The organism is Burkholderia sp. IDO3 (assembly GCF_003366075.1).
Taxonomy (GTDB): Bacteria; Pseudomonadota; Gammaproteobacteria; order Burkholderiales; family Burkholderiaceae; genus Burkholderia; species Burkholderia anthina.
In genome coordinates this window covers 3,381,446-3,406,446 of sequence record NZ_CP028963.1, presented here as the reverse complement: position 1 = coordinate 3,406,446, position 25,001 = coordinate 3,381,446, and the positions used below count along the sequence as shown (strand labels likewise).

Annotated in this window: 24 protein-coding genes; 11 read left to right on the top strand and 13 right to left on the bottom strand. The window is 65.3% G+C overall.

The features are described 5' to 3' along the window. Positions 1-54 precede the first annotated feature (54 nt). The 11 genes from DCN14_RS30680 to DCN14_RS38830 all read right to left on the bottom strand — a co-directional run bounded on the left by DCN14_RS30680 (position 55) and on the right by DCN14_RS38830 (position 12,962). Complete coding sequence (locus DCN14_RS30680) at positions 55-1,356, bottom strand: FAD-binding oxidoreductase (RefSeq protein WP_096508520.1); 1,302 nt, start codon at positions 1,354-1,356, stop codon at positions 55-57. A gap of 61 nt (positions 1,357-1,417) precedes the next feature. After that, positions 1,418-2,722 (bottom strand): FAD-dependent oxidoreductase, encoded by a 1,305-nt coding sequence (locus DCN14_RS30675; RefSeq protein ID WP_096508521.1) that lies wholly within the window; start codon positions 2,720-2,722, stop codon positions 1,418-1,420. A 112-nt stretch (positions 2,723-2,834) separates the two neighbouring features. After that, positions 2,835-4,412: a DUF3138 family protein gene (locus DCN14_RS30670; RefSeq protein ID WP_096508522.1), complete on the bottom strand. Its 1,578-nt coding sequence runs from the start codon at positions 4,410-4,412 to the stop codon at positions 2,835-2,837. Positions 4,413-4,514: 102 nt separating this feature from the next. Continuing rightward, the gene (locus tag DCN14_RS30665; protein ID WP_115531343.1) at positions 4,515-5,354 is read right to left on the bottom strand and encodes an ABC transporter permease subunit; all 840 of its coding nucleotides are present in this window, start codon (positions 5,352-5,354) and stop codon (positions 4,515-4,517) included. Beyond that, the gene (locus DCN14_RS30660) at positions 5,351-6,346 is read right to left on the bottom strand and encodes an ABC transporter permease subunit (RefSeq protein WP_115531475.1); all 996 of its coding nucleotides are present in this window, start codon (positions 6,344-6,346) and stop codon (positions 5,351-5,353) included. Before DCN14_RS30660 ends, DCN14_RS30665 begins: the two co-directional genes overlap by 4 nt. A gap of 10 nt (positions 6,347-6,356) precedes the next feature. Then, positions 6,357-7,511 (bottom strand): polyamine ABC transporter ATP-binding protein, encoded by a 1,155-nt coding sequence (gene potA / locus DCN14_RS30655; protein WP_096508922.1) that lies wholly within the window; start codon positions 7,509-7,511, stop codon positions 6,357-6,359. Positions 7,512-7,701: 190 nt separating this feature from the next. Further along, positions 7,702-8,817 carry a polyamine ABC transporter substrate-binding protein gene (locus DCN14_RS30650; RefSeq protein WP_096508921.1) on the bottom strand — a complete coding sequence of 372 codons (1,116 nt, stop codon included), beginning with the start codon at positions 8,815-8,817 and terminating at the stop codon, positions 7,702-7,704. Positions 8,818-8,879: 62 nt separating this feature from the next. Next, the gene (locus DCN14_RS30645) at positions 8,880-10,307 is read right to left on the bottom strand and encodes an aspartate aminotransferase family protein (protein WP_096508920.1); all 1,428 of its coding nucleotides are present in this window, start codon (positions 10,305-10,307) and stop codon (positions 8,880-8,882) included. Between the two features lie 37 nt (positions 10,308-10,344). Further along, positions 10,345-11,682: a glutamine synthetase family protein gene (locus tag DCN14_RS30640; RefSeq protein WP_096508919.1), complete on the bottom strand. Its 1,338-nt coding sequence runs from the start codon at positions 11,680-11,682 to the stop codon at positions 10,345-10,347. Positions 11,683-11,711: 29 nt separating this feature from the next. Beyond that, positions 11,712-12,497, bottom strand: coding sequence for a gamma-glutamyl-gamma-aminobutyrate hydrolase family protein (locus DCN14_RS30635; protein ID WP_096508918.1), 786 nt, complete (start codon positions 12,495-12,497; stop codon positions 11,712-11,714). 282 nt (positions 12,498-12,779) lie between these two features. Beyond that, positions 12,780-12,962, bottom strand: coding sequence for a hypothetical protein (locus tag DCN14_RS38830; RefSeq protein ID WP_006402789.1), 183 nt, complete (start codon positions 12,960-12,962; stop codon positions 12,780-12,782). Positions 12,963-13,419: 457 nt separating this feature from the next. Between DCN14_RS38830 and DCN14_RS30625 the strand changes: the two genes are divergently transcribed. Together DCN14_RS30625 and DCN14_RS30620 are read left to right on the top strand one after the other, a co-directional pair. Beyond that, entirely contained in the window at positions 13,420-13,971 is a 552-nt protein-coding gene (locus tag DCN14_RS30625; RefSeq protein WP_096508923.1) for a cupin domain-containing protein, read from the top strand. Between the two features lie 86 nt (positions 13,972-14,057). Then, complete coding sequence (locus DCN14_RS30620) at positions 14,058-15,548, top strand: aldehyde dehydrogenase (RefSeq protein WP_096508917.1); 1,491 nt, start codon at positions 14,058-14,060, stop codon at positions 15,546-15,548. Between the two features lie 45 nt (positions 15,549-15,593). Here DCN14_RS30620 and DCN14_RS30615 read toward each other — a convergent pair whose 3' ends face one another. Both DCN14_RS30615 and DCN14_RS30610 read right to left on the bottom strand, forming a co-directional pair. Then, complete coding sequence (locus DCN14_RS30615; protein ID WP_096508916.1) at positions 15,594-15,794, bottom strand: heavy-metal-associated domain-containing protein; 201 nt, start codon at positions 15,792-15,794, stop codon at positions 15,594-15,596. A gap of 144 nt (positions 15,795-15,938) precedes the next feature. Then, positions 15,939-16,799, bottom strand: a complete 861-nt coding sequence (locus DCN14_RS30610) for an alpha/beta fold hydrolase (RefSeq protein ID WP_096508915.1) — start codon at positions 16,797-16,799, stop codon at positions 15,939-15,941. A gap of 351 nt (positions 16,800-17,150) precedes the next feature. Between DCN14_RS30610 and DCN14_RS30605 the strand changes: the two genes are divergently transcribed. From DCN14_RS30605 to catC, 9 genes are all read left to right on the top strand, one after another. After that, on the top strand, positions 17,151-18,347 hold the full coding sequence (locus DCN14_RS30605; protein WP_096508914.1) for an acetyl-CoA C-acetyltransferase: 1,197 nt from the start codon (positions 17,151-17,153) through the stop codon (positions 18,345-18,347). A 77-nt stretch (positions 18,348-18,424) separates the two neighbouring features. After that, positions 18,425-19,315, top strand: a complete 891-nt coding sequence (locus DCN14_RS30600) for an MBL fold metallo-hydrolase (protein WP_096508913.1) — start codon at positions 18,425-18,427, stop codon at positions 19,313-19,315. Positions 19,316-19,429: 114 nt separating this feature from the next. Continuing rightward, positions 19,430-20,341 carry a LysR substrate-binding domain-containing protein gene (locus DCN14_RS30595; RefSeq protein WP_096508912.1) on the top strand — a complete coding sequence of 304 codons (912 nt, stop codon included), beginning with the start codon at positions 19,430-19,432 and terminating at the stop codon, positions 20,339-20,341. Positions 20,342-20,690: 349 nt separating this feature from the next. After that, positions 20,691-21,368, top strand: coding sequence for a 3-oxoacid CoA-transferase subunit A (locus DCN14_RS30590; RefSeq protein ID WP_096508911.1), 678 nt, complete (start codon positions 20,691-20,693; stop codon positions 21,366-21,368). 23 nt (positions 21,369-21,391) lie between these two features. Further along, a complete protein-coding gene (locus DCN14_RS30585) occupies positions 21,392-22,054 on the top strand; it encodes a 3-oxoacid CoA-transferase subunit B (RefSeq protein WP_096508910.1) in 663 nt (220 codons plus the stop codon). Between the two features lie 61 nt (positions 22,055-22,115). Further along, complete coding sequence (locus DCN14_RS30580) at positions 22,116-23,405, top strand: MFS transporter (protein ID WP_096508909.1); 1,290 nt, start codon at positions 22,116-22,118, stop codon at positions 23,403-23,405. Further along, the gene (locus tag DCN14_RS30575) at positions 23,405-23,797 is read left to right on the top strand and encodes a 4-methylmuconolactone methylisomerase (RefSeq protein ID WP_240327362.1); all 393 of its coding nucleotides are present in this window, start codon (positions 23,405-23,407) and stop codon (positions 23,795-23,797) included. The genes DCN14_RS30580 and DCN14_RS30575 overlap by 1 nt, the downstream gene beginning before the upstream one ends. Positions 23,798-23,814: 17 nt before the next feature. Continuing rightward, positions 23,815-24,669 carry an acyl-CoA thioesterase domain-containing protein gene (locus DCN14_RS30570; RefSeq protein ID WP_162826259.1) on the top strand — a complete coding sequence of 285 codons (855 nt, stop codon included), beginning with the start codon at positions 23,815-23,817 and terminating at the stop codon, positions 24,667-24,669. A gap of 46 nt (positions 24,670-24,715) precedes the next feature. Continuing rightward, positions 24,716-24,991 (top strand): muconolactone Delta-isomerase, encoded by a 276-nt coding sequence (catC, locus tag DCN14_RS30565; RefSeq protein ID WP_096508906.1) that lies wholly within the window; start codon positions 24,716-24,718, stop codon positions 24,989-24,991. Positions 24,992-25,001 lie beyond the last annotated feature (10 nt).

The window sequence follows — 25,001 nt, the reverse complement described above, 5'->3', positions numbered from 1 at the left end:
CGGTTTCGCGGTCGTCTCGCGGTCGTCTCGCGGCGACACGCCGCGGCGTGTCGCTCAATGCACGCCGAACGCGTCGAGCAGCCGGTACCAGCTCATCGCGAGCACCAGCGCCGGCGTGCGCAGCGCCGCGCCGCCCGGAAAATCGCGATGCCGGATCCGGCCGAACAGGTCGAAGCGGCTCGCCTGCCCGTCGATCGCCTCGGCGATCAGCTTGCCCGCGAGCGCGGTCGTGTTCACGCCGTGCCCCGAGAAGCCCTGCGCGAAATACATCGTCGGGGCGACGCGCCCGAAGTGCGGCGCGCGGTTCATCGTGATGTCGACGAAGCCGCCCCACGCGTAGTCGACCTTCACGTCCGCGAGTTGCGGGAACGTCTTCAGCATGTCCTGCCGCATCGCTTCGGCGAGATTGCGCGGCGGCAGCGTCGAATAGCTGACCTTGCCGCCCCACACGAGCCGCGTGTCGGGCGCCGGCCGGAAATAGTCGAGCACGAAGCGGCTGTCGCAGACGGCCGCGCGCGCGGGCATCAGCGCGGCGGCGCGCGCTTCGCCGAGCGGCTCGGTCGCGATCACGTAGGTGCCGACCGGCATGATCTTCCTCGACAGCGCGGGCGCGAGCGTGCCGACATAGGTGTTGCACGCGAGCACGACGAAGCGCGCGCGCACGTGCCCTCGATCGGTCTCGACGACGTGGCCGCCCGCGACGTCGCGCACGCGCGTCACGCAGCTTTCCTCGTGGATGCGCACGCCGGCGCCGGCCGCCGCGCGTGCGAGGCCGAGCGTGTAGTTCAGCGGATGCAGGTGGCCGCTGTCGGGGTCGTACAGGCCGCCGCGATAGCGCGCCGACTGCACGTAGTCGCCGAGCGCGTCGGCGTCGACGAAATGGAAGCGGTCGTAACCGAAGCGCTTCGCGGCCTCGTCGCGCCAGCGCTTGAGCGAATCGGCGTCGCGCTCGGTGTTCGCGGCGGTCAGGTAGCCGGGCACGAGCGCGCAGTCGATGTCGTGCCGTGCGATGCGCGACTTCACCAGCGACAGCGTTTCGAGCCCCATGTCCCAGATCCGCTTCACGTCGCTTTCCGGCATGAAATGCCCGAACGTGTCGATGTCGCACGCGAAGCCGCCGATCAGCTGGCCGCCGTTGCGCCCGCTCGCCGCCCATCCGACCCGCGACGCCTCGAGCACGGTGACCGAATGGCCTCGCTCGGCGAGGTTGAGCGCGGCCGACAGGCCCGTGAGGCCCGCGCCGATCACGCACACGTCGGCATCGGTCGCGCCGGCGAGCGGCGCATGGCGGGTCGTATCGTTGACGGTCGCCGCGTAGTACGACGCGACGTGCGGCTGGTTGGCGAATGTCTGCATGATGAGGAGAACGGAGAAAGAGGGCTCGGGTCTGTCTGCATATGGAACGCGTAGACAGACCCTAGAACAGCTCGCGCACGCGGTGATACAGCATCCCGAGTTCGAGCGCGGGCTGTCGCCACGCGTCGCCGCCGGGAAAGCGCCGGTGGCGCAGCCGGGCGAACAGGTCGAACGCGCGGGTGTCGCCCGCGATCGCGGCGGCGACCGCGCGGCCGGCGATGCCGGTCAGCGCGACGCCGTGTCCGCTGAAGCCCTGGACGTAGAAGAAGTTGGCGTCGAGCGCGCCGAAGTCCGGCGCGCGATTGCGCGTGACGTCGACGAAGCCGCCCCATGCGTGGTCGACACGTACGTCGGCGAGTTGCGGGAACACGCCGACCATGCGCTGCCGGATCGTTTCGGCGAGCGTGCCGGGCGACGCGCCGGCGGAATTCGCGCGACCGCCGAACAGCATCCGGTGGTCGGCCGACAGCCGGAAGTAGTCGAGAAAGAAGTTGTTGTCGCACACCGCTTCGCGCTGCGCGATCAGCGCGTCGGCGCGTGCGCGGCCGAGCGGTTCGGTCGCGATGATGGTCGAGGCGATCGGCGCGATGCGTGCGGCGGTCGCGGCGGGCAGCACGCCGCCCGGGCCCGCGTTGCAGCACGAGACGACGAAACGGCAGCGCACTTCGCCGGACGGCGTGCGCACGACGGGGCGCGTGCCGCGCACGATGTCGAGCGCGGGCGTATGAGCATGGAGCGCGACGCCTTCGCGGCGCGCGGCATCGGCGAGGCCGAGGCAATACTTGAGCGGATGCAGGTGGCCCGACAGCGGATCGTAGACGCCCGCCAGATAGCGCGTCGACGCGATGCGCGCGCGGATTTCGGCGGTGTCGAGCCACGACAGCGACGGATGGCCCCAGCGCGACGTCGCCGCGTCCATCCAGGCGCGCAGATCGTCGATGCGGCGCGGCTTGGTCGCCACCGTCAGGTAGCCGCGCGTGAAGTCGCAGTCGATGCCGTAGCGCGCGATGCGCTCGGCGATCAGCGCGACGCCGTCGAGCGACAGCGACCATGCGGCGCGCGCGCCGTTCGCGCCGAGCTGCCGCTCGATCACCTCGTCCTTCGCGAACCCCGTGATCGCCTGGCCGCCGTTGCGGCCGGATGCGCCCCAGCCGGGCCGGTGCGCGTCGATCACGGCGACCGACAGCCCGCGTGCCCGGCACTCGAGCGCCGTCGACAGGCCCGCGAAGCCCGCGCCGATCACGCACACGTCGACGTCGATCGTCTCGTCGAGCACAGGATCGTCGGCCAGTGCTCGCGTGGCCGTCGCTTCGTAGTACGAGTCGCGCGCGAGCGCATCGGCGCGGCGGGTGAAAGACTGCGTCATCAAACCGACTCCCTCGAAGACGGCCGGCGCCGGTGCGCGATGCACCGCCCTCCGGCCGGATGAAACGGCGCGGGACGCCGTGCATGCGGCACGGCGTCCCGCGCGGCCAGCGTCAGAACGAGTAGATGAACTGCGTCGCGAGCAGGTCGTTGGACTTGCTGTACGAACCGTCGTTGCGCAGGAACACCTTGTTGTTCGCCCAGTCGTGCCGGTATTCGACCTTCACCGTGATCTGCTGGGTCGGATAGAACAGCAGGTCGAGCGCGACGTCCTGACGGATCGCACCCTTGCAGTCGAAGCCCAGGCCGCCGTTCGCCCTCGACGTCGCGAGACAGTCCGCGTCGACGCCGAAGCCGTTGTACGGATCCATCCCGTTGCCGTTCAGCGCGATGCCGCCGCCGCCGCCGCCGTTCTTGCTGTTGACCAGCGCATCGTAGCGCAGCGTCACGCCCATGCGGCCGACCACCGGCGCGTTGAACTTGCGGTGCGCGAGCAGCGACAGGCCGTACCACTGCGCCAGGCCGCCGTTGTACGCCGCATGCTGCTGCTGGCCGTAGTCGAGCTCCGCGTTGTACTGGATGTCGGCGAGCGTATAGGTGGCGTCGGCTTCCGCGAAGAAGAACGTGCCGTATGCGTTCGGCGCGGCGCCGCCCACACCGTACGACACGTTGCCGGTCGCCGGGTCGATCGCGCTCGGCAGCGTCTGGCGGCCGATGTTGAACGACCCGCCGATGTCGAGCGCGCTCGACCACGTATAGTCCACGCGGCCGGTGAAGGTCGGCACCTTGTTGCTGGTCGTGATCGGATCGCCGAGCGCGTTCGTGCCCGTCTGCGTGACCGAGCCGTACGTGCGGTACTGCTCGTTGCCGACGAAGAACTTCCACGCCCAGTTGCCCTTCGTGTAGTTCGCGCCCGCGCCGATGTAGCTGCCCGGATCCGAGAAGTCGTACAGCAGGTTGTGCGTGAGCGTGAGCATCTGGTTCGACTGCTGCACCTCGTAGCCGCCGAAGCTCGGGATCAGGCCGGCGACGAGCGTCGTCTCGGCGGTGATCGGCACGTTGACGACGGCGGTGTTCAGCAGGTTGTCGGTGATCGAGCCGCGCGAGTTCTGCAGCAGCGTGATGCCGTTGCCGCGGTTCGGCATCAGCGTGATCTCGGCCGACGGCGCCATCGGGCCGACGCCGAAGGTCTTCTTGATGTCGAGGTAGAGGTCGCCGAACGTGCTGTTGAAATAGTTGTACGCGTTCTCGTGGTTCGCGAACAGGAACGACGACGTGCCGGCCGCGCGGTTGTAGATGTAGGTCGGGTCGATGTAGCCCGTCACCGACAGGCCCGCGAGCGGCCCGGTGTTGGCCGCGTCCGTCAGCGAGTCGACCTTCAGCTGCTGGTTCGCGATCTGCTGCTTCATGTCGCTGACTTCGTCGTTGGTCAGCGTGGCTTGCGCACGGCCGTAGTCAGGCGACGACGGATCGGCGGCCACGACGGCCGGCTTCGCCGCGGCACCCGTGCCGGCCTGCGCGAGCGGGGCGCCGCCCGGCTTCGCGGCGAACTGCGCCTGCATCGCCTTCATCTGCTTCTGCAGCGCCGCGACCTGCGCCTGCAGCGCCTTGATCTCGGCGGATGTCGAGCCGGCCAGCGCGATGCCCGGCAACGCGCCGGCCACCAGCAGGCAGATCAGTTTCTTCTTCATTGCGGATTCTCCTTGTCGTGCGCCTGTCAATGTGCGTTTTCGGTGGCGCGCCGCATCGCGCGGCGCGCCGGTCTTGTTATCGATGGATAGGAAAGAGGGGATTCAGGCCGCCGCGAACGCCGCCTTCATGTCGGCCACCCGGCGCCGCTCGCGCGCGATCATCGCCTGGTTCACGACGATCACGCCGATCGTCACGGCCGAGATGAACAGCGTCGCCAGCGCGTTCATCTCCGGGTTCAGCCCCAGCCGCACGCGCGAGAACACCACCAGCGGCAGCGTCGTCGACCCCGGCCCGGAGAGAAACGCCGACAGCACCAGATCGTCGATCGACAGCGTGAACGACAGCAGCCACCCCGACAGCAGCGCCTGCGAGATCAGCGGCAGCGTCACCACGAAGAACACCTTCAGCGGCGTCGCGCCCAGATCCAGCGCCGCCTCCTCCAGCGACTTGTTCATCTCCTTCACGCGCGACTGCACGATGATCGCCACGTACGACACGCAGAGCATCACGTGACCGATCCAGATCGTCACCATCCCCCGACCCTTCGGCCAGCCGAACATCTGCTCCAGCGCCACGAACAGCAGCAGCAGCGAGATCCCCTGGATCACCTCCGGAATCACCAGCGGCGCGTTGATCATCCCCGTGTACAGCGTGAAGCCCTTGAAGCGGCCGAAGCGCGCGAGCACGAAACCCGCCCACGTGCCGATCACCACCGACGCCGTCGCCGTCAGCAGGCCGATCTTCAGCGACAGCCACGCGGCGGTCAGCAGCTCGTCGTCGTCCAGAAGCGCCGCGTACCACTTCAGCGAGAAGCCCGACCACACCGTCACCAGCTTCGACTCGTTGAACGAGTACACGACGAGGCTGATGATCGGGATGTACAGAAACAGGAAGCCGAAGGCGAGAACGCCCGTCGACAGCGGTTTGCTCGGCTTGATCATTTCGCTTCCTCCAGTTCCTTGACCTGGTAGTACTGGAACAGCGCCATCGGCACCAGCAGCAGCATCACCATCGCGACCGTCACCGCGGACGCCATCGGCCAGTCCATGTTGTTGAAGAACTCGTCCCACATCACGCGGCCGATCATCAGCGTGTCCGCGCCGCCGAGCAGTTCCGGAATCACGTACTCGCCCACCGCCGGGATGAACACCAGCAGGCTGCCGGCGATGATCCCGTTCTTCGACAGCGGCAGCGTGATGCGCGTGAACGCGACCCACGGCTTCGCGCCCAGGTCGTACGCGGCTTCGAGCAGCGTGAGGTCCATCTTCACGAGGTGCGCGTACAGCGGCATCACCATGAACGGCAGGTACGAATAGACCATCCCGATGTAGACGCCCGCGTCGCTGTGATAGAGGCGCAGCGGCGTGTGGATGATGCCCAGCGCGATCAGCGCGTGGTTCAGCAGGCCGTCGTCCTTCAGGATGCCGATCCACGCGTACACGCGGATCAGGAACGACGTCCAGAACGGCAGCATCACGGCCATCATCAGCACGTTGCGGCGCGCCGGTTCCGCGCGCGCGATGTAGTACGCCATCGGATAACCGATCAGCAGGCAGAGCAGCGTCGACACGGCGGCCATCTTCAGCGAGCTGAGGTAGGTCGCGATGTACAGGTCGTCCTGCAGCAGGAACGCGTAGTGCCCCAGTTGCAGCGCGAAGTGCACGACGCCGTCCTTGAACTCGACGAGCGACGTGTACGGCGGGATCCCCATCACCTGGTCGGCGAAGCTGATCTTGAACACCAGCACGAACGGCAGCGCGAAGAAGACCGTGAGCCACAGGAACGGCACGCCGATCGCGACGCTGCGCCCCGACGGCAGGAAACGCGACAGCAGCGCGAAGCGGCCCGCGCGGGCGCGGCCCGGGCCGGTGCCTGCGGCGCCGGTCGAAACCGGCGCGGACGGCGCGGACGGCGTAGAAGTGGAAGTTCTCATCATGTCGTCCTCATTGCGTCAGCACGACGCCGCTGGCCGGCGACCACGACACGAACACGTCGTCGTTCCACGAAGGCGCGCTGTCGTGCATCAGGTGCGAGCTCGACAGGTTCGACACCACCGTCTTGCCGCTCGGCAAACGCACGTGATACAGCGAGTAGCTGCCCATGTACGCGATGTCGGTCACGACGCCGCGCGCCCAGTTGTGATGCGAGCCGGGCTTGTCGCGCGACACCTGCACGCGCTCCGGGCGCACCGAGATGCCGACCGGCATCCCGAGCGGGCCGGACACGCCGTGGCTCACGTACATGCGTGCTTCGAGATCGTCGCTCTCGACGAAGATGTGATCGGGTTCGTCCTCGACCACGCGCCCTTCGAACAGGTTCGTCGAGCCGATGAACTCGGCCGAGAAGCGGCTGTTCGGGTACTCGTACACTTCGCCGGGCGTGCCGATCTGCACGATCTTGCCTTCGCTCATCACCGCGAGGCGGCTGGCCATCGTCATCGCCTCTTCCTGGTCGTGCGTGACCATCACGCAGGTCACGTCGACCTTCTCGATGATGTTCACGAGTTCGAGCTGGGTCTTCTGGCGGATCTTCTTGTCGAGCGCGGACATCGGCTCGTCGAGCAGCAGCAGCTTCGGGCGCTTCACCAGAGAGCGGGCGAGCGCGACGCGCTGCTGCTGCCCGCCCGACAGCTGATGCGGCTTGCGCTTCGCGTACTTGCTCATCTGCACGAGCGCGAGCGCATCGGCCACGCGTTCCTTGATCTCGTTCTTCGGCGTGCCTTCCTGCTTCAGCCCGAACGCGACGTTCGACTCGACCGACATGTGCGGGAACAGCGCGTACGACTGGAACATCATGTTCACCGGGCGGCGGTACGGCGGCAGCGACGCGAGGTCCTCGCCGTCGACGAAGATCTTGCCGGAGGTGGCCGTCTCGAGCCCGGCGAGCATGCGCAGCAGCGTCGACTTGCCGCAGCCGGAGCTGCCGAGCAGCGCGAACAACTCGTTCTTCGCGATCGTCAGGTTCACGTTGTCGACGGCCGTGCTGTCGCCGAATTTCTTCACGACGTTTTCGATGCGCACGAAGGCGTCGTTCGTCGAACGGGCCACGGCGGCCGGTTGGGTATGGCGTGCGGCAGCGGAAGAGGGTATCGATTGCATGGGAATCACCATTCGTTCTTCACGGATTGCAGGCGTGAGCGTCCCCGCACGAGGCGCGCAACGCGACTCGCGGACAACGGCTCGTGCCGGATGTAACAGGGGCGCGCGGCGTGCGCGGGCGGACGTTCGTCCGCGGATCCCGGGCGGGCAGGCGTTCAGCCGATGCCTGCGCCGCCGTGACGGGTTGCGATCAGTGGCCGGTCTTCAACTGTGCCCACAGACGGTTCTGGAGGCGCAGGATGTCGGCCGGCATCGGCTTCATCAGCACCATCTTCTTCAGCACGTCTTCAGGCGGATAGACCGTCTGGTCCTGTGCGACGGCCGGCGTGACGAACGGGTGCGCGGCCTTGTTCGCGGTCGGGTAGAACACCGTGTTGGTGATCGCCGCGTTGACCTTCGGATCGGACACGTAGTTGATCCACTTCAGCGCGGCTTCGGGGTGCGGCGCATCCTTCGGGATCACCATCACGTCGAACCACAGCAGGCCGCCTTCCTTCGGGTTCGAGAACTTGATGTCGTACGAACGCTTCGCTTCCGCCGCGCGGCGATGCGCGATGCCGACGTCGCCCGACCAGCCGAGCACGACGCACACGTCGTTGTTCGCGAGATCGTTGATGTAGCCGGACGAGTTGAACTGGGTGATGTACGGGCGGACTTTCTTCAGGACTTCGAACGCTGCCTGGTAGTCGGCCGGGTTCGTGCTGTTCGGATTCTTGCCCATGTACTGCAGCGTGGCCGCGAATACGTCGACGGCCTGGTCGAGAATCGACACGCCGCAGCCCTTGAGCTTTTCCATGTTGGCCGGATCGAACACCAGCGACCAGCTGTCGACCGGCGCCTTGTCGCCGAGCGCCTTCTTCACCGCCTGCACGTTGTAGCCGATGCCGTCCGTGCCGTACGCCCAGGGCACGCCGTACTGGTTGCCCGGATCCGCGTCGGCGATCATCTTCATCAGCAGCGGATCGAGATTCGCGAGGTTCGGAATCTTCGACTTGTCGAGCTTCTGGTACACGCCTGCCTGGATCTGCTTGGCCATGTAGTTCGAGGTCGGCACGACGATGTCGTAGCCCGAGCTGCCTGCCAGCAGCTTCGCCTGCAGCGTGTCGTCGCTGTCGTAGTTGTCGTACTTGACGTGGATGCCCGTCTGTTTCTGGAAGTTCGGGATCGTGTCCGGTGCGATGTAATCGGACCAGTTGTAGACGTTCAGATCCTCGGCGTGCGCCGACGGACTGGCGACCGACGTGAACGCAGCCACTGCGGCAAGGGCCGCAACGGAACAGGCTTGGCGAAGAAAGCAGGCACGCATGGTGGAATTCCCTTGGGTTATGGTGGCGTGCGGCGCCCGCCGCACGCCCGTAGGCAAAGCCGTTACGAAATGCCCAGTTGCTGGGCGGTCGCATCGACGGCCTTCTTCGCCTTCGATACGAGTTCATCGATTTCCTGACGCGAGATCACGAGCGGCGGCGACAGCAGCATCCGGTCGCCGGTCGCACGCATGATCAGGTTGCCGTTGAAGCAGAAGTCGCGGCAGATCGTGCCGACGTCGCCGCCGTTCTTGAAGCGGCGGCGTTCGGCCGGCGATTCGGCGAGCTGCAGGCTCGCGACCATCCCGTGGCCGTGCACTTCGCCGACGATCGGATGGCGCGCGAAGGTCTCGCGCATCAGCGCCTGGAAGTACGGGCCGGTGTCGCGTTTCACGCGCTCGACGATGCCTTCGTCGCGCAGCAGCTTCAGGTTCGCGACGGCAACGGCCGCGGCGACCGGGTGGCCCGAGTACGTGAGGCCGTGATTGAATTCGCCGTTGTCGATGATCGGGCGCGCGATGCGCTCGTGAATGCCTACCGCGCCCATCGGCACGTAGCCCGACGTCAGGCCCTTGGCCATCGTGATCAGGTCCGGCTCGAAACCGAAATGCTGGTGCGCGAACCATTCGCCGGTGCGGCCGAACCCGCCGATCACTTCGTCCGCGACGAGCAGGATGTCGTACTTGCGGCAGATCCGCTGGATTTCCGGCCAGTACGTCGACGGCGGGAAGATCACGCCGCCCGCCCCCTGGAACGGCTCGCCGATGAACGCGGCGACGTTCTCCGCGCCCAGTTCGAGGATCTTCGCTTCGAGCTGCTGCGCGCGTGCGAGGCCGAATGCCTCGGGCGTCTCGCCGGCCTGCGCTTCGCCGAAGAAGTACGGCTGGTCGATGTGCACGATGTGCTCGACCTTCGACGGCATCTGCTCGTGCATGTAGCCCATCCCGCCGAGCGTGCCACCGGCGATCGTCGAGCCGTGATAACCGTTCTTGCGCGAGATCACGTATTTCTTCTGCGGCTTGCCCTGCACGCGCCAGTACTGGTGCACGAGGCGCAGCACGGTGTCGTTGCCTTCCGAGCCGCTGTTGCAATAGAAGAAGTGATTGAAGCCCGCGGGCGTCACTTCGGCGAGCATCGCCGACAGCTCGATCACCGGCGGGTGCGTCGTCTTGAAGAACGTGTTGTAGAACGGCAGTTCCTGGAGCTGGCGATACGCGGCGTCGGCGAGTTCCTTGCGGCCGTAGCCGACGTTCACGCACCAGAGGCCGGCCATCCCGTCGATCACCTTGTTGCCGTCGGAATCCCACAGATAGACGCCGTCGGCCTTCACGATCACGCGGCTGCCCGCGCGGTTCAGCGCGCCCATGTCGGAAAACGGGTGGATGTGGTGCGCGGCGTCGAGCGCGCGGTATTCGGCGGTCGAGCGCGCCTGCGTCGTGCGGGCCGCGGGTGCGGCGGGCTGGATCCACGCGGATTCGTTGCGGTAAGTCATGTTTCCTCCGTATTTCGGTAGTGCGTTGTGCGCGCGCTTAGACGTGCAGCAGCAGATGACGGCGTTCCCACGAGCTGATCACGCGGAAGAACGCTTCGTATTCGGTTTCCTTCAGCGCGAAATACGCCTTCAGGAACTTGTGGCCGAGAATCTCGCCGAGCGGCTCGCACGCGGCCATCAGCGTGAGGCCTTCCTCGAGGTTGCGCGGCAGCTGGTAGGGCAGGTCGTAGCCGTCGCTGACGAGCGGCTCGGTCGGCTCCAGGCGCTGCGTCATGCCGAGATAGCCGGCCGCGAGCGTGGCCGCCAGCGCGAGATACGGGTTGCAGTCGACGCCTGGGATCCGGTTCTCGATGCGGCGCGCGGCCGGGCCCGAGTGCGGGATGCGGAAGCCGACCGTGCGGTTGTCGTAGCCCCACTGCACGTTGATCGGCGCGGCCATGAAGCGCGACAGCCGGCGGTACGAGTTGATGTACGGCGCGAAGATCGGCATCAGCGCGGGCGTGTATTTCTGCAGGCCGGCGAGGTAGTTGTAGAACAGCGACGTCGCGCCGCCCGTTTCCGGCGACGTGAACAGGTTGCGGCCCGTTTCCTCGTCGACGATGCTCTGGTGCACGTGCATCGCGGAGCCCGGCTCGTTTTCCATCGGCTTGGCCATGAACGTCGCGTACATGTTGTGACGCAGCGCCGCCTCGCGCACCGTGCGCTTGAACAGGAACACCTGGTCGGCCAGCGACAGCGCATCGCCGTGCATGAAGTTGATCTCCATCTGCGCGGCGCCGACTTCGTGGATCAGCGTGTCGATGTCGAGGTTCTGCGATTCGCAGTACTCGTAGATGTCCTCGAACAACGGATCGAATTCGTTGACGGCCTCGATCGAATACGACTGGCGGCCCGTCTCGGGGCGGCCCGTGCGGCCGACCGGCGGACGCAGCGGCAGATCCGGATCCTTGTTCATGTCGACCAGGTAGAACTCGAGCTCCGGTGCGACGACCGGTTTCCAGCCCTTCGCCTTGTACAGATCGAGCACGCGGCGCAGCACGTAGCGCGGCGAGATTTCGACCGGCGAGCCGTCGAAGTGCACGCAGTCGTGAATCACCTGCGCGGTCGGATCGACGGCCCACGGGATCAGGCGGATGGTCGACGTGTCGGGCACGCACACCATGTCGGGATCGGTCACGCCGGTGAGCGAACCGTCTTCCGGATAGTCGCCGGTGACGGTCTGCACCATCACCGCCTGCGGCAGCCGCATCGATTCGCCGGACGTGAACTTGTTGCGCGGCGTGATCTTGCCGCGCGCGATACCGGCCATGTCGGGAATGATCGCCTCGATCTCGGTGATCCGGTGCTGCTTCAGAAAGTCTTCGATGTCTTGCATGTCTGTTCTCGTTATGTGGGTCGGTGCGCTCAGGCGAGCGCGGTGGCGGCCGTGGCACGCGTGCGGGCATGGCGGCGTTCGCGGCAGGCGTCGCCGAATGCGCGGAAGATCGCGCTCGACAGCGGGTCCTGTGCATGCCGCCATTCCGGATGCCATTGCACGGCGAGGGCGAATGCCGGGGCATCGACGACGCTGACGGCTTCGATCAGGCCGTCCGGCGCGACGGCCTCGACGGCGAGGCCGGCGCCGAGCTGTGCGATGCCCTGCTTGTGCAGCGAGTTCACGTGGACGTCGTCGCGGCCGCCGGCGAGCGTGTGCAGCACGCCGCCGGGCGTCAGCCGCACCGCGTGCGCGGGGCCGTATTGCGTGTCCATCGGTGCGTCGTCGTCCTCGCGGTGATCGGCGAGGCCCGGCACGTCGTGCACGCGCTGATGCAGCGTGCCGCCGTGGACGACGTTCAGCTCCTGGAAGCCGCGGCACACGGCCAGCACGGGCACGCCTGCGGCGATCGCCGCGCGCAGCAGCGGCAGCGTGGTCGCGTCGCGTGCGGGGTCGTGCTTCGTGCCGGGCGCGCTCGGCTCGCCGCCGTACAGGTGCGGTTCGACGTTCGAGTAGCTGCCGGTAAACAGCAGCCCGTCGACCGTATCGAGCACGTCGTCGACCGACTGGCGATCGCCGAGCGCGGGCAACACCATGGCGAGCGCATGCGCGCCGTCGACGATCGCGGCGACGTACTTGTCGCCAACCGTATGCGACGCGTGCGCACCGATCTGCGTGAGGTCGGCAGTGATGCCGACGAGAGGTTTCCTTTCCATGACGTCAATCAGTTGTCCGTAGGGCTGTCGCGTGCATCGTGCGGAAGCTGGCAAAACGCAGGCGCGACACGGCCCCGCAGCCTGGCGAAAAGCGCAAGGCCGCTGATGAATGGGCGCAGCGGGACGGTGTGGCGATCCGCGCTGCGCGCGACGGTCAGGCCGTCGTTCGTTTCATTGCGCGCGCCGCGGCAGCGAATGCGCGAACGCGTTCCGTCAACGCACCGACGATGCGCATCGACGAACAGGCAGCAGAAACGAACGACGAGAAAAGGGGGAGAGGCGCTATGGCAGCAGCGACGCGACTTCGTCGGTATCGACGGCCACGAATGCCCGTGCGGAGACAGCGTTGTGACGCCGAACGGAACGACGGGACAGAATGGTGTAGATCGACAGGTGCAGCAGGCGAGGACTATGCCAGCCGCAACTGCCATCGGAAGCGGGAGCAGCGCTGCGCAAACTTCGCACATCGCCTCGATCCCACCTCACCAGAGGGCCACGGACTCTCACGATTACACTCGACTGGTTTGTTGAAAGTATTGAACACCTGATCGTTTCGGCGCGCTGGGCGTTTAAAATAATCGAGGTGCCGGATCTGCGTCATTTACATTGATCGGCATCAATTTGTGCGTTGCGATAACGTTTTTTGCTACCGATGAATGGCCAATGACGCTGACCTGAGAGCCAGCATATACGAGCCAAAAACGGCGTCAAATGTTTTTTGAGACTCGCGTGTCAGGGGTTTCCCGAGCACTGCGAACAAAATATTCGTAAACGGAATGATGCGAGGGGTGTTCATTATTTCGAACACCTTGCAGGGTTTTCCCTTCTGATGCGCGGGATAAAGTGATTAGAATATTCAACGGCTGCCTAACGCGTCGTTTCACTTTTTCACCGCACTCCTATCGTGTCCGAAACCGAATCGATGTCCACCGAAGTCGCCGAGCGCCTGCGTTTCGTGCGCAACAAGCATGGCCTGTCGCAGCGCGAACTCGCGAAGCGGGCCGGCGTGACCAACGGCACGATCTCGCTGATCGAACAGGGCCGCGTGAGCCCGTCGGTCGGCTCGCTGAAGAAGCTGCTCGAATGCATCCCGATGAGTCTCGCGGAGTTCTTCACGTTCGAGCTGGTCGAATCGCGCTCGGTCGTGTCGCGCCGCGACGAGATGCCGAACCTCGGCAACGATGCGCTCGCCTTCCATCTCGTCGGCGCGGGCGTGAAGGACCGCAACATGTGCATCATGCGCGAGGTCTATCAGCCGCTTGCCGATACCGGCCCCGAGATGCTCGTGCATGCGGGGCATGAGGGCGGCATCGTCGTCGCGGGCCGGCTCGAGCTGACCGTCGACGGCGCGACGTGGCTGCTCGACCCCGGAGACGGCTACTACTTCGAAAGCCGTTTGCCGCACCGTTTTCGCAATCCCAGCGCGGAACAGCTCTGCGAGGTCGTGTCGGCCAATTCGCCGGCGACCTTCTGACCGCGCATCCCCGCATTCGCCGCCGGCCGTGTCGCCGTTGTGCGGCATGCCGTAGCGCGAATGCCACCACCATTGAGGCATCCTGAATGAACAAGTTGACTTTGGCTGACTGGCAGGACAAGGCGGCGTCGCTCGAGATCGAAGGGCGTGCATTCATCGACGGCGCGTCGCGCGACGCGCATGGCGGCAAGACGTTCGACTGCGTGAGCCCGATCGACGGCCGCGTGCTCGCGAAGGTGGCCGACTGCGGCGAAGCCGATGTGAACGCGGCCGTTGCCGCCGCGCGCCGCGCATTCGACGCGGGCGTATGGGCCGGGCTCAACCCGCGCGCGCGCAAGGCCGTGCTGCTGCGCTGGGCCGCGCTGATGCGCGAGCATCTCGACGAACTGTCGCTGCTCGAGACGCTCGACGCCGGCAAGCCGATCGGCGACACGACGACGGTCGACGTGCCGGGCGCCGCGTATTGCGTCGAGTGGTTCGCCGAGGCGATCGACAAGGTCGGCGGCGAAGTCGCGCCGGCCGACCATCATCTCGTGGGGCTCGTTACGCGCGAGCCGGTCGGCGTGGTGGCGGCCGTCGTGCCGTGGAACTTCCCGATCCTGATGGCCGCATGGAAATTCGGCCCGGCGCTCGCGGCCGGCAACAGCGTCGTGCTGAAGCCGTCGGAGAAATCGCCGCTGACCGCGATCCGCGTCGCGCAGCTCGCGTTCGAGGCCGGCATCCCGGCCGGCGTGTTCAACGTCGTGCCCGGCGCGGGCGAGCCGGGCAAGCTGCTCGCGCTGCATCGCGACGTCGATTGCATCGCGTTTACCGGTTCCACCGCGGTCGGCAAGCTGATCATGCAGTACGCCGCGCAGTCGAACCTGAAGCGCGCATGGCTCGAACTCGGCGGCAAGTCGCCCAACATCGTGCTGCCCGATTGCCCGGATCTCGACCGCGCCGCGCAGACCGCGGCCGGCGCGATCTTCTACAACATGGGCGAGATGTGCACGGCCGGTTCGCGCCTGCTCGTGCATCGCGACATCAAGGATGCGTTCATCGAGAAGCTGGTCGCGGCCGCGCGCGCATACGTGCCCGGCAATCCGCTCGATCCGTCGGTGTCGATGGGCGCGATCGTCGACGGGATCCAGCTCGAGCGCGTGCTCGGCTATATCGACGCGGGGCGTAGCGAGGGCAGGCTGGTCACGGGCGGCACGCGCGTGAAGCAGGAGACGGGCGGCTTCTACGTCGAGCCGACGGTGTTCGAGGTGAAGCCCGACGCGAAGATCGCGCGCGAGGAGATCTTCGGGCCCGTGCTGTCGGTGATCGTGTTCGACGACGTCGACGAAGCGGTGCGGATCGCGAACGATACCGAGTACGGGCTTGCGGCGGCCGTGTGGACGTCGAACCTGACGACCGCGCACGAGGTGTCGCGCCGGCTGCGCGCGGGCACGGTATGGGTGAACTGCTACGACGAGGGCGGCGACATGAACTTCCCGTTCGGCGGCTACAAGCAGTCGGGCAACGGCCGCGACAAGTCGCTGCACGCGCTCGAGAAATACACCGAGCTGAAGTCGACGCTGATCCGGCTGCGCTGAGGCAGCGCGCGGGCGCGTCGCCGGCCGGCGATGCGCCCGCGTGCGTCAGGCGGTGCGCAGCGCCGGGTGGAAGCCCGCGGCCTCGATGATCGACTGCACGCGCTCGGCGCCTTGTGCCGACTCGACCTTGACGGTCTTCGCGGCGACGTCGATGTCGAGCTTCGCGGCGGGGTCGGCGGCCGTCACGGCGCGCGTGATCGCATTGGCGCAGCCGCCGCAGGTCATGTCCTGGACGTCGAATTCCATCGTGTTCTCCTGAGTTGACGATTGACGAGCAGACCCATCATGAAGCTTGCCATGGTGGGAAGGTCAAGCGCATTCGTGCCGGTTCACCACGCAGCCGCACGATGTTTCGACATGCGTGTCTCCCGTACCCGGCCCGGCGGCACGTCAGGCGCAGTGCTGAACGAGCCCGCACCTGTTGCGGTCGTCGGCCATGAACGCCCGATACATCCCGGCGCCGTCGCTGCCGGACGAGTCGAACTGCCGGATGAGCGTTGCGACCCATTGCGGGCTCTGTAGATGCATGAAGTGGCCGGACTCGACGTGAATGGACTGGACGCCGGGTGCCAGGCGGGCGAGCCGATCGATTTCGGCCGGCGGGCGCAATCGGTCGAATGTGCCCGCGACGAGTACGCTCGGTGCCGGAAGCCTTGCGATGTCGTCGTCGAGATTCATGTTGGCCAGCATTGCGAAGATGCCGGCAAAACTCGCGGGGTCGCCGGTCAGCCATCGATTCCGAAACGTCCGGTATCGCGCTGTGTCGGTCTGTAGCTGAACAGGCCAGGTCAGTTCGAGCAGTGCGGGAAGCAGATCGCGCAGCCCTTCCTTCCGGAGCGCACCGGCGCGAGCGAGGGTGCGTTCCCGCGTGTCGGGCGCGACGCCGCAAGCAGGTGCCATTGCGATCAGCGAGCGAACCCGATGCGGATAGCGGGACGCGAAGCGGATGGCGATGCCGGCGCCGACGGCCACGCCTGCCAGCACCACCGGCTCGGCGATGCCTGTCGCGTCGAGAAGGGCGGCCAGATCGTCGACATGCGTATCGATGTCGGGGGCTTCCAGCAGTTTCTCCGACAGGCCGGCGCCACGCGTGTCGTAGCGCAGTAACGTCCGGTCGGCGGGAAGGCGCGACCAGACGAGATCCCAGCTTTCCAGTGCGCCGCCCATCTCGTGAATCAACACGATGGGCCGGAAATCGCCTTCGCGAAGTTCGTATCTGAGAACGGTTCCGTTGACTTCGAGCCAGTCCAAGAGCGGTCTCCCAGGTTTTGTCAGTCGGATAACGCGCGGACGCGGCGGCGGCTTGCGCCTTGTCACGCTGCCGGCATGTTGGGCAGCGCCGGCGCGATTGACAATCTACGTTTCCAAAAGGGGACTTTGCCGAAAACTAAAGGTCCGCGAGACGCGACGGGGTCGACCGGCAGGGCGGCAACCGGTCCGCCGACCGGCGAGCGGATGCGCGGCAAGGTCGACGCGTGGCGAGGTTCGGATGCCGGCCGTCTTAAAGCCGCCGAAAGGGCGCTTTTGCAAAGCAAAATTGGCCTGGCGGATCATCCCGGTCATGCTGGGGGCCCGAAGAAATCGACCGGACCGGATTTGCCGATGCGTGACGCCCTGATTGTTTCCCCCCTTCGAACGCCGATAGGCAAGTTCGGCGGCGCGCTTGCGCCGCTTACCGCGGACGTGCTGGCCGCAGAAGTCATCAAGGCGCTGCTGGCCCGCACCGGGATCAGCCCTGACACGCTGGACGAGGTGATCGTGTCGCAGTCGTACGCGTCCAGCGAAGCGCCGTGCATGGGCCGCTATGCGGCGCTGCTGGCCGGATTGCCCGTCACGGTGCCCGGGTATACCGTTGACCGCCGCTGCGGGTCCGGCCTTCAGGCGCTGATCAATGCCGCCACGGCCGTGCAGACCGGTATCGCGGATGCCGTGCTTGCGGCGGGGGTGGAAAGCATGAGCAACATCGAGTACTACACGACCGACATGCGCCGGGGCGCGCGCAGCGGGTCGGTGACACTGCACGACCGGCTCGAGCGCGGGCGGGAGCGCTCGCAACCGGCGTCCCGATTCGGGCGCATTTCGGGCATGCCGGAGACCGCCGAAAATCTGGCCGTTGACTACGGCATCACCCGAGAAGAATCGGACGAGCTCGCGGTACTCAGCCATCAGCGTGCGGCCGCGGCCTGGCGCGATGGACGTTTCGATGCCGAGGTGATCGCCGTCGACGTGAAAAGGAAAGGGGGCGTCGAGCGGGTCCGGCAGGACGAAGGCGTGCGTGCCGATGTATCGATGGAGCGCCTGCAGGCGCTGAAGCCGTTGTTGCCGGGCGGCGTCACGACCGCCGGCAACGCCAGTCAGCAGAACGATGCGGCGGCCGGGTGTCTGGTCGTCAGCGAAGACTATGCAAGACGTAACGGCCTCCGGCCGCTTGCGCGGCTGGCGGGCTGGGCGGCCGCGGGTTGCGATCCCGCACGCATGGGGATCGGCCCCGTGCCGGCCGTCGGGAAGCTCCTCGGGAGATTGCGGCTCACATTGGGCGACGTCGACCTGATCGAGGTGAACGAGGCCTTCGCCGCGCAAGTGCTCGCCGTCCTGCGTCAATGGCGCATCGACGACCTTTCGAATATCAACGTCAACGGCTCGGGCATTTCTCTCGGTCACCCGATTGGCGCGACCGGCCTGCGTATCATGACGACGCTGCTGCACGAAATGTCGCGGCGCGGCAGCCGCTACGGGCTGGAGACGATGTGCGTGGGCGGCGGCCAGGGCGTGGCGGCGCTGTTCGAGCGCGTCGAGTGATTTGAGCGTGCACGGCCTGCCGGGCGCGTGACCCATACGACAGACAATTCGCAGCAGCGAATCAAGGAGACAGGAATATGATGCAGTCCCGCATGATTGGCGACCTGAAAGTCACGCGTATTCTCGAATACGCCGGCCCGACTCACGATCCGGCATTCCTGTTTCCCGATATCGACCGTTCGGTGCTGGACGATCACGCCGCGCTGATGTCGCCCAATCACTGGATCGCGCACATGAACAAGCTGATCGTGACCATTCAGTTCTGGGTCGTTCATGCCGGCGGCAATATCATCGTCATCGATACGGGCGTAGGCAATTTCAAGCCCCGGCCCGGAATCGCGCGAATGAACATGCTCAATACGCTGGTCAAGGAGTGGATGATCGCGGCGGGTGCGCCGCCGGAAAAGGTCACTCACGTGGTGATGACGCACCTGCATGCGGACCACGTCGGCTGGAACACCACGTGGCAGGATAACCGGTGGGTGCCTACGTTTCCGAACGCACGCTATTACCTGCCGAAGGACGACTTCGTCTTCTGCGACGAAGGGCGCAACAAGGAACCGGGTGTCGTCGATGTATTTGGCGAGTCGTTCTTCGATAGCGTGATGCCGATCGTCAATGAAGGACTCTCGGAAATGATCGATCCGGCTCGCGAGATTGCGGATTGCCTGATCGTCGAGCCGGCACCGGGGCACAGCCCGGGACAAGTCGCGTTCCGCGTGCGCTCGCGCGGCGAAGAGGGCATTTTTTGCGGCGACATTTTTCATAGTCCGCTGCAGATCGTGCGTCCCGATGTGAATTCCGGATATTGCATCTGGCCTGACATTGCGCGCCAGACTCGCCTCGCATGTCTGAACCGTGCCGCCGACCGGGAAGCGCTTCTGCTGCCCGTCCACTTCGGCGAACCGCATTGCGGCTATATTCGCCGCGAGGGGCAGGGGTTCCGGTTCGAACCGGCGGCCTGGTGATTCCGGCGCGTGCGTGGCGTCGCACGCGGCCGGTGGCAACGTCGTGCGCAATGCGCGGTTCCTTCGGTGCCCCGTTATGATGACGGCTCCGGAAGCTGAAACCGAGACACAAAGATGGCCGTATCGTTTGATATCACCGATTTCCGCCTGTTCGTCAATGTTGCGGAAACCCGCAGCCTGACACGCGGCGCGGAGCGGTCGTTCTTGTCGGTGCCCGCGGTCAGCAATCGGATCAAGAATCTCGAGGACACGCTCGGCATTCGCCTGCTCGAACGCTCGCCGCAAGGCGTCGCGCTCACCGATGCCGGCCAGGTTTACCTGCAGCATGCGCGCGTCGTGCTCTCCGAGCTGGAGAAGCTGACAGGCGACCTGCAGCGGTTCGCGCCGGGGCTGACGGGCCATCTTCGGCTCGTCGCGAATACGACGGCCGTCACCGAATATCTGCCGCCCGTCATCGGCGATTACCTGAAGGCTCATCCGGATATCCATATCGACGTACGCGAGCGTCTGAGCGACGAGATCGTGCGCATCGTGCGCGAGGGCGCTGCCGATCTCGGCATCATTTCCGGCAACGTGACGACCGACGGTTTGCAGACCGTACCGTTCGTGTCCAGCACGCTGGTCCTGATTGCCCCGTTGGGGCATCCGCTTCTGGAGAACACGGACGTATCGTTCGAGGAAGCGCTCGCTTATTCGTTCGTCGCGCTGATGGAAGGAAGCGCAATCCAGATATTCCTGAACCGGGCTGCGTCGGTGGCGCACAAGCCGATGACGATACGCGTCCATGTCGCGAGCTACGATGCAATCTGTCGCATGGTCGGCGCGGGAGCGGGAATCGCGATCGTTCCGCAGGCCGCCTTTGTGCGACTGAAAGGAGACCAGCCGATTGGCTCGTGTGTGTTGCGCGATCCATGGGCGCTGCGAACGTTTCAGGTGTGCGCACGCGATCTCGACGGCCTGTCGGCTTTCGCGCGCGAGTTCGCGCATCGCCTGATCGAACGCTACTCCGCGAACGGCTCCGTCTGACGGCATACGCGAGAGCCGTGCGTCGTCGTCGACGCGCGTCTCGCGGGACCGGTGCAGGGTATCCATCTTTCCGGCAGCGAGGCCGGGAAGGGCCTGCAGCAATCCGGAAAACGTCCGGTTTTCCACGCATTCCAAACATGGCCTGAATCCGTCGCTCGCGTGCGTTCGCGAGCGGCGGACAGCGCATTTCCCGCCCCCCCGGGTTGATCCGGCGGAGGGTCTTAACCCCAGCTTAATGGTGCTTGCGGAACCCCAAATTGTGAGTGGATCCAGCGCGTGGCACGCTACGTGGGTCGAGCGTCGCGAATGACCGTAGCGCTCCTGCCACAGGCCGAGAGAATCGACGGACATGATCAACAAGATATGCAGCACGGCATTGGACGCCGTTCATGATGTACCCGACGGCGCGACGATCGCGGTCGGTGGCTTCGGCGGGGCCGGCATGCCCGACGAACTGATCGATGCGTTGATCGAGCAGGGCGCGAAGGAACTCGTGGTGGTCAGCAACAACGCGGGCAATGGCGATTCCGGGCTGGCGGCATTGCTGAAGGCGCGCCGCGTCCGCAGGTTGCTGTGCTCGTTTCCCCGTCAGAAAGACGCCTACGTTTTCGAGGCGTTGTACCGCGCCGCACGTATCGAACTGGAGGTCGTTCCGCAAGGCAATCTGGCGGAGCGCCTGCGGGCCGCTGGTTGCGGAATCGGTGCGTTTTATACGCCGACCGGTTTCGGAACGATGCTGGCAGAGAACAAGGAAACGCGCCGAATCAACGATCGCGACTTCGTTCTCGAATATCCGATTCACGTCGATTTCGCGCTGATCAACGGGAAGGCCGCCGACCGGTGGGGCAACCTGGTCTACAACAAGACGGCCCGCAACTTCGCTCCCGTGATGGCCATGGCGGCGAAGACCACGATCGCCGCGGTGGAGCAGGTGCGCGGACTCGGCGAGCTGGATCCGGAAACGATTGTCACGCCCGGCATCTTTGTCAGCCGCGTGGTGGTTCGCGGCGACGGCCACACGCATTGAACGTAGCGAAGACGGAGAACGAAATGAATCGAGAAGCGCGGAATCTGCTGGCCGCTCGCGTCGCGCGCGACATTCCCGATGGCGCTTACGTGAACCTCGGCATCGGTCTTCCGACGCTCGTCGCCAATCATCTCGGGCGCGACAAGGAGGTGATCCTGCATAGCGAGAACGGGGTGCTAGGTCAGTGGGCCGCGGCGGAGTCGGGGCAGGAAGACTGGGACCTGATCAATGCCGGCAAGGAAGCGATCAGGCTCGGACGTGGCGCGGCGTTCTTTCACCACGCCGATTCGTTCGGGATGATGCGTGGCGGCCATCTGGATTTTTGCGTGCTGGGTGCTTTTCAGGTGTCGGCAAATGGCGATCTCGCGAATTGGCACACCGGCGAAGAGGACTCCATTCCGGCCGTTGGCGGCGCAATGGATCTGGCGATCGGCGCGAAGCGGGTCTTCGTGATGATGGACCACCTGACCAAAGACGGAAAAAGCAAACTGCTGCCCCGCTGCACGTATCCGCTGACGGGGCTGGGTTGCGTGAGCCGGGTCTATACCGATCTCGCCACACTCGAGATTCGCGAGGACGGCGTATTCGTGATCGAAATCGTCGACGGCCAGACGCCGTCGACCCTTCAGGCGGCGACTGGAATCTCGCTCGATTTCTCGTTATTGGACGCGTCGCAGCCTGCATAGGACAGGACGATCTCTGCCGGAGACGGCACAGAAAATATAACGACTGCAATGGAGACGGAAAATGTTTGAATGGTACAGACGCGGTACGCCGCAGCAGAAGAAGACATTCTGGGCATGTTATTCAGGATGGGCGCTGGACTCGTTCGACATGCAGATGTTCAGCTTTCTGTTGCCTGCACTGATGGCGACGTGGGCGCTGAGCAAGGGCCAGGTCGGACTCATCGGCACCGTCGCGCTGGTGGTCACGGCTATCGGCGGATGGGTCGCCGGCATCATGAGCGATCGCTACGGGCGGGTCCGTGTACTGATTTTCACGATCCTCTGGTTCACGTTCTTTGGCGTGCTGGCCGGCTTCGCCCAGTCATACGAGCAATTGCTGGTCGCTCGCACGCTTCAGGGGCTTGGATTCGGCGGCGAGTGGGCCGTAGGGGCCGCGTTGATGGCCGAAGCGTCCAGCCCGCAGTACCGCAGCAAGGCGATGGGCTTCGTGCAATCCGGGTTTGCGCTCGGCTGGGCGCTTGCCGTTCTGGTCGCCACGATCCTGCTGACGCATCTGCCGAAAGAGATGGCCTGGCGCGTCGCGTTCTGGAGCGGTGTCATTCCTGCAAGTGTCGTGCTGTTTATCCGGCGCAACGTAAAGGAGTCGGAGCTGTTTGAGCAATCCAGGCATACCGCGGCGCCGCGCGCTTCGCTGTCTTCGGCGTTCGATCCGCAGTATCTGCGGTCGACCATTCTGGCCAGTCTGCTGGTGATCGGGCTGCAGGCCGGATGCTACGCGATCCTGGTCTGGCTGCCCTCGTTGCTGATCGAGCGCCATGTTGCGCCGGGGTCGCTCATCACGACCATTCTGATCATGGCGTTTGGTTCCTTCTGCGGATTTGCGGTGTCGGCATATCTCGCGGACAAGGTAGGGCGGCGTCCCACGCTGATCGCGCTATCGCTTGGCAGCTGGATCGTGACGGTCTGCTACATGTTCGTGGCGCTCAGCCCGGCGCTCGCCAGCATCATGGGATTCTGGGTCGGGTTTCTGTCCATCGGCATGTTTGCCGCACTCGGGCCGTATTTGAGCGAACTGTTCCCGACGAATGTTCGAACCACTTGCATGGGCTTCGCATACAACGTCGGCAAGTCCGTGGGCGCGAGCGCGGTGGCGGGCGTCGGCATCCTGTCGGCGCGCACCGGATTGGCCACGGCTATCGGCCTGTTCTGCCTCGGGTCATACGCGATCTCGGTGCTCGCGATCCTGATGTTGCCCGAGACTCGCGGCGTCAAGCTCGACGAACTGGACACGAGCCTGAGCGGCGCCGGTGTCGCACCGCAGGCCGGCGCCATGGCCCACGGCGGTGACTGATGTCATCGACGCGGTTTGCTTGCGGCATACCCGTTTTCAAAGAGGGAAAAGAAATGATCCGGATGCTCTATCTGCTCGTCAAACCCGAAGGCATGTCGAACGAGCAATTCAGGCGCGAGTGTGCGCGGCACGATGAAATGTCCCGCGACGTACCCGGCCTGTTGAAATACGAAGTGCGGTACGTGGCCGAACAGCCTGCCGATACGCACGTGCCGTTCTTCGACATCGGTCACGTCGACGCCATCGGCGAATGCTGGTTCGAGAACGACGCCGCCTACCGGCAATATCTCGATTCGGATATTCGCCGGGCCTGGTTTGAGCACGGGAAGACCTTTATCGGCAAGCTCAAGCCGTTTCGCACCGAACCGGTCCTGCCGCAGCCGGACGAATGATTCGCGGGCATAGCGTCATGCACGAATCATGCGATCACCCGTTTGCCTCGTCGGGATATGACGATCTGACGATCCTGCTGCCCGTGTCCAGCACAGGCGAGCGTTCTTATCGAAGCTGCTTCGTTCATTTCGAGTCCCGCCCGATGTTCGGCGCCGGCCTGATGGCGGGGCAGGGAGTATGGGCCGCGGCCCAGTCGATCGGGCGTCGTTGCGTACGCGCGCTGGAACTGAGCATCTCGGGAGAGCCTCGTTCGGGCGAGGGGCTGGAGTACGCGGTCGAGTCTGCCGGCGCGAAGGCCGGCAACGTGTGTCGGGACGTCTATGCCGTGCAGGGGCTGGATATGCTGGGCCGCATGCAGGTGATTTTCGCGGAGACGGAAGCATGCGCGGCGGCATGCGGGACGGCCCATGCGGAAGACGCGTCGAGCGATGCGGCGGTTGCCGGGCCGGCGCCGATGGACGCCACGCGACGTGGTGAACGCCGCATGCCGTTCGCGGAAATCCGTGAATGGATCGCGACCCTGCCGGAGCCCGGCGAAGCTGGCAATGTCCGACTGCGTGTCTGGTGTCGGCTCAGGCATCCGTTGCCGGCAGGGGGCGCGTGGTGTGCGGCTGCATTGACGTATATCGCGGTCAGCCATACACCCGTCGCCGTCGAGGCAGGCCGGACGTCGGCCGAAGCCGCGAGCTTCGAGCCCGGTTCGGGCGAATTCTCGATGCGGTTTCACCGTGGTTCGTTCGACGTGAACGACTGGATGTTGCTCGATAGTGCGATCACGCGTTCGATGACCCGAAGGTATTCGGTGGAAACGAACATCTTTTCGCGTAGCGGCGTGCTTGTCGCGACCAGTCTGGGGAAGAACTCGCGCTGATGTCGATGCCGGCGAATTTCAGATTCATTCGAACAGGAGACGAAAAATGCTGTTTTGCGTAGAAATGCAGGTCAACATTCCGGCCACGCTCGATGCGAACCGCGTGGAGGAGATCAAGGCGGCGGAGAAGGCGAAAGCAATCGAGATTCAGAAATCGGGCAAGTGGCCGCACCTGTGGCGTGTCGTCGGCCGGTATTCGAATATCAGCGTCTTTGATGTCGAGGGTAACGACGAGCTGCATCAGTTGCTGTCTTCGCTGCCGCTGTTTCCGTATATGACGATTCAGGTGACGCCGCTGGCGCGTCATCCGTCGGCCATCTAGGGCCTGTTAC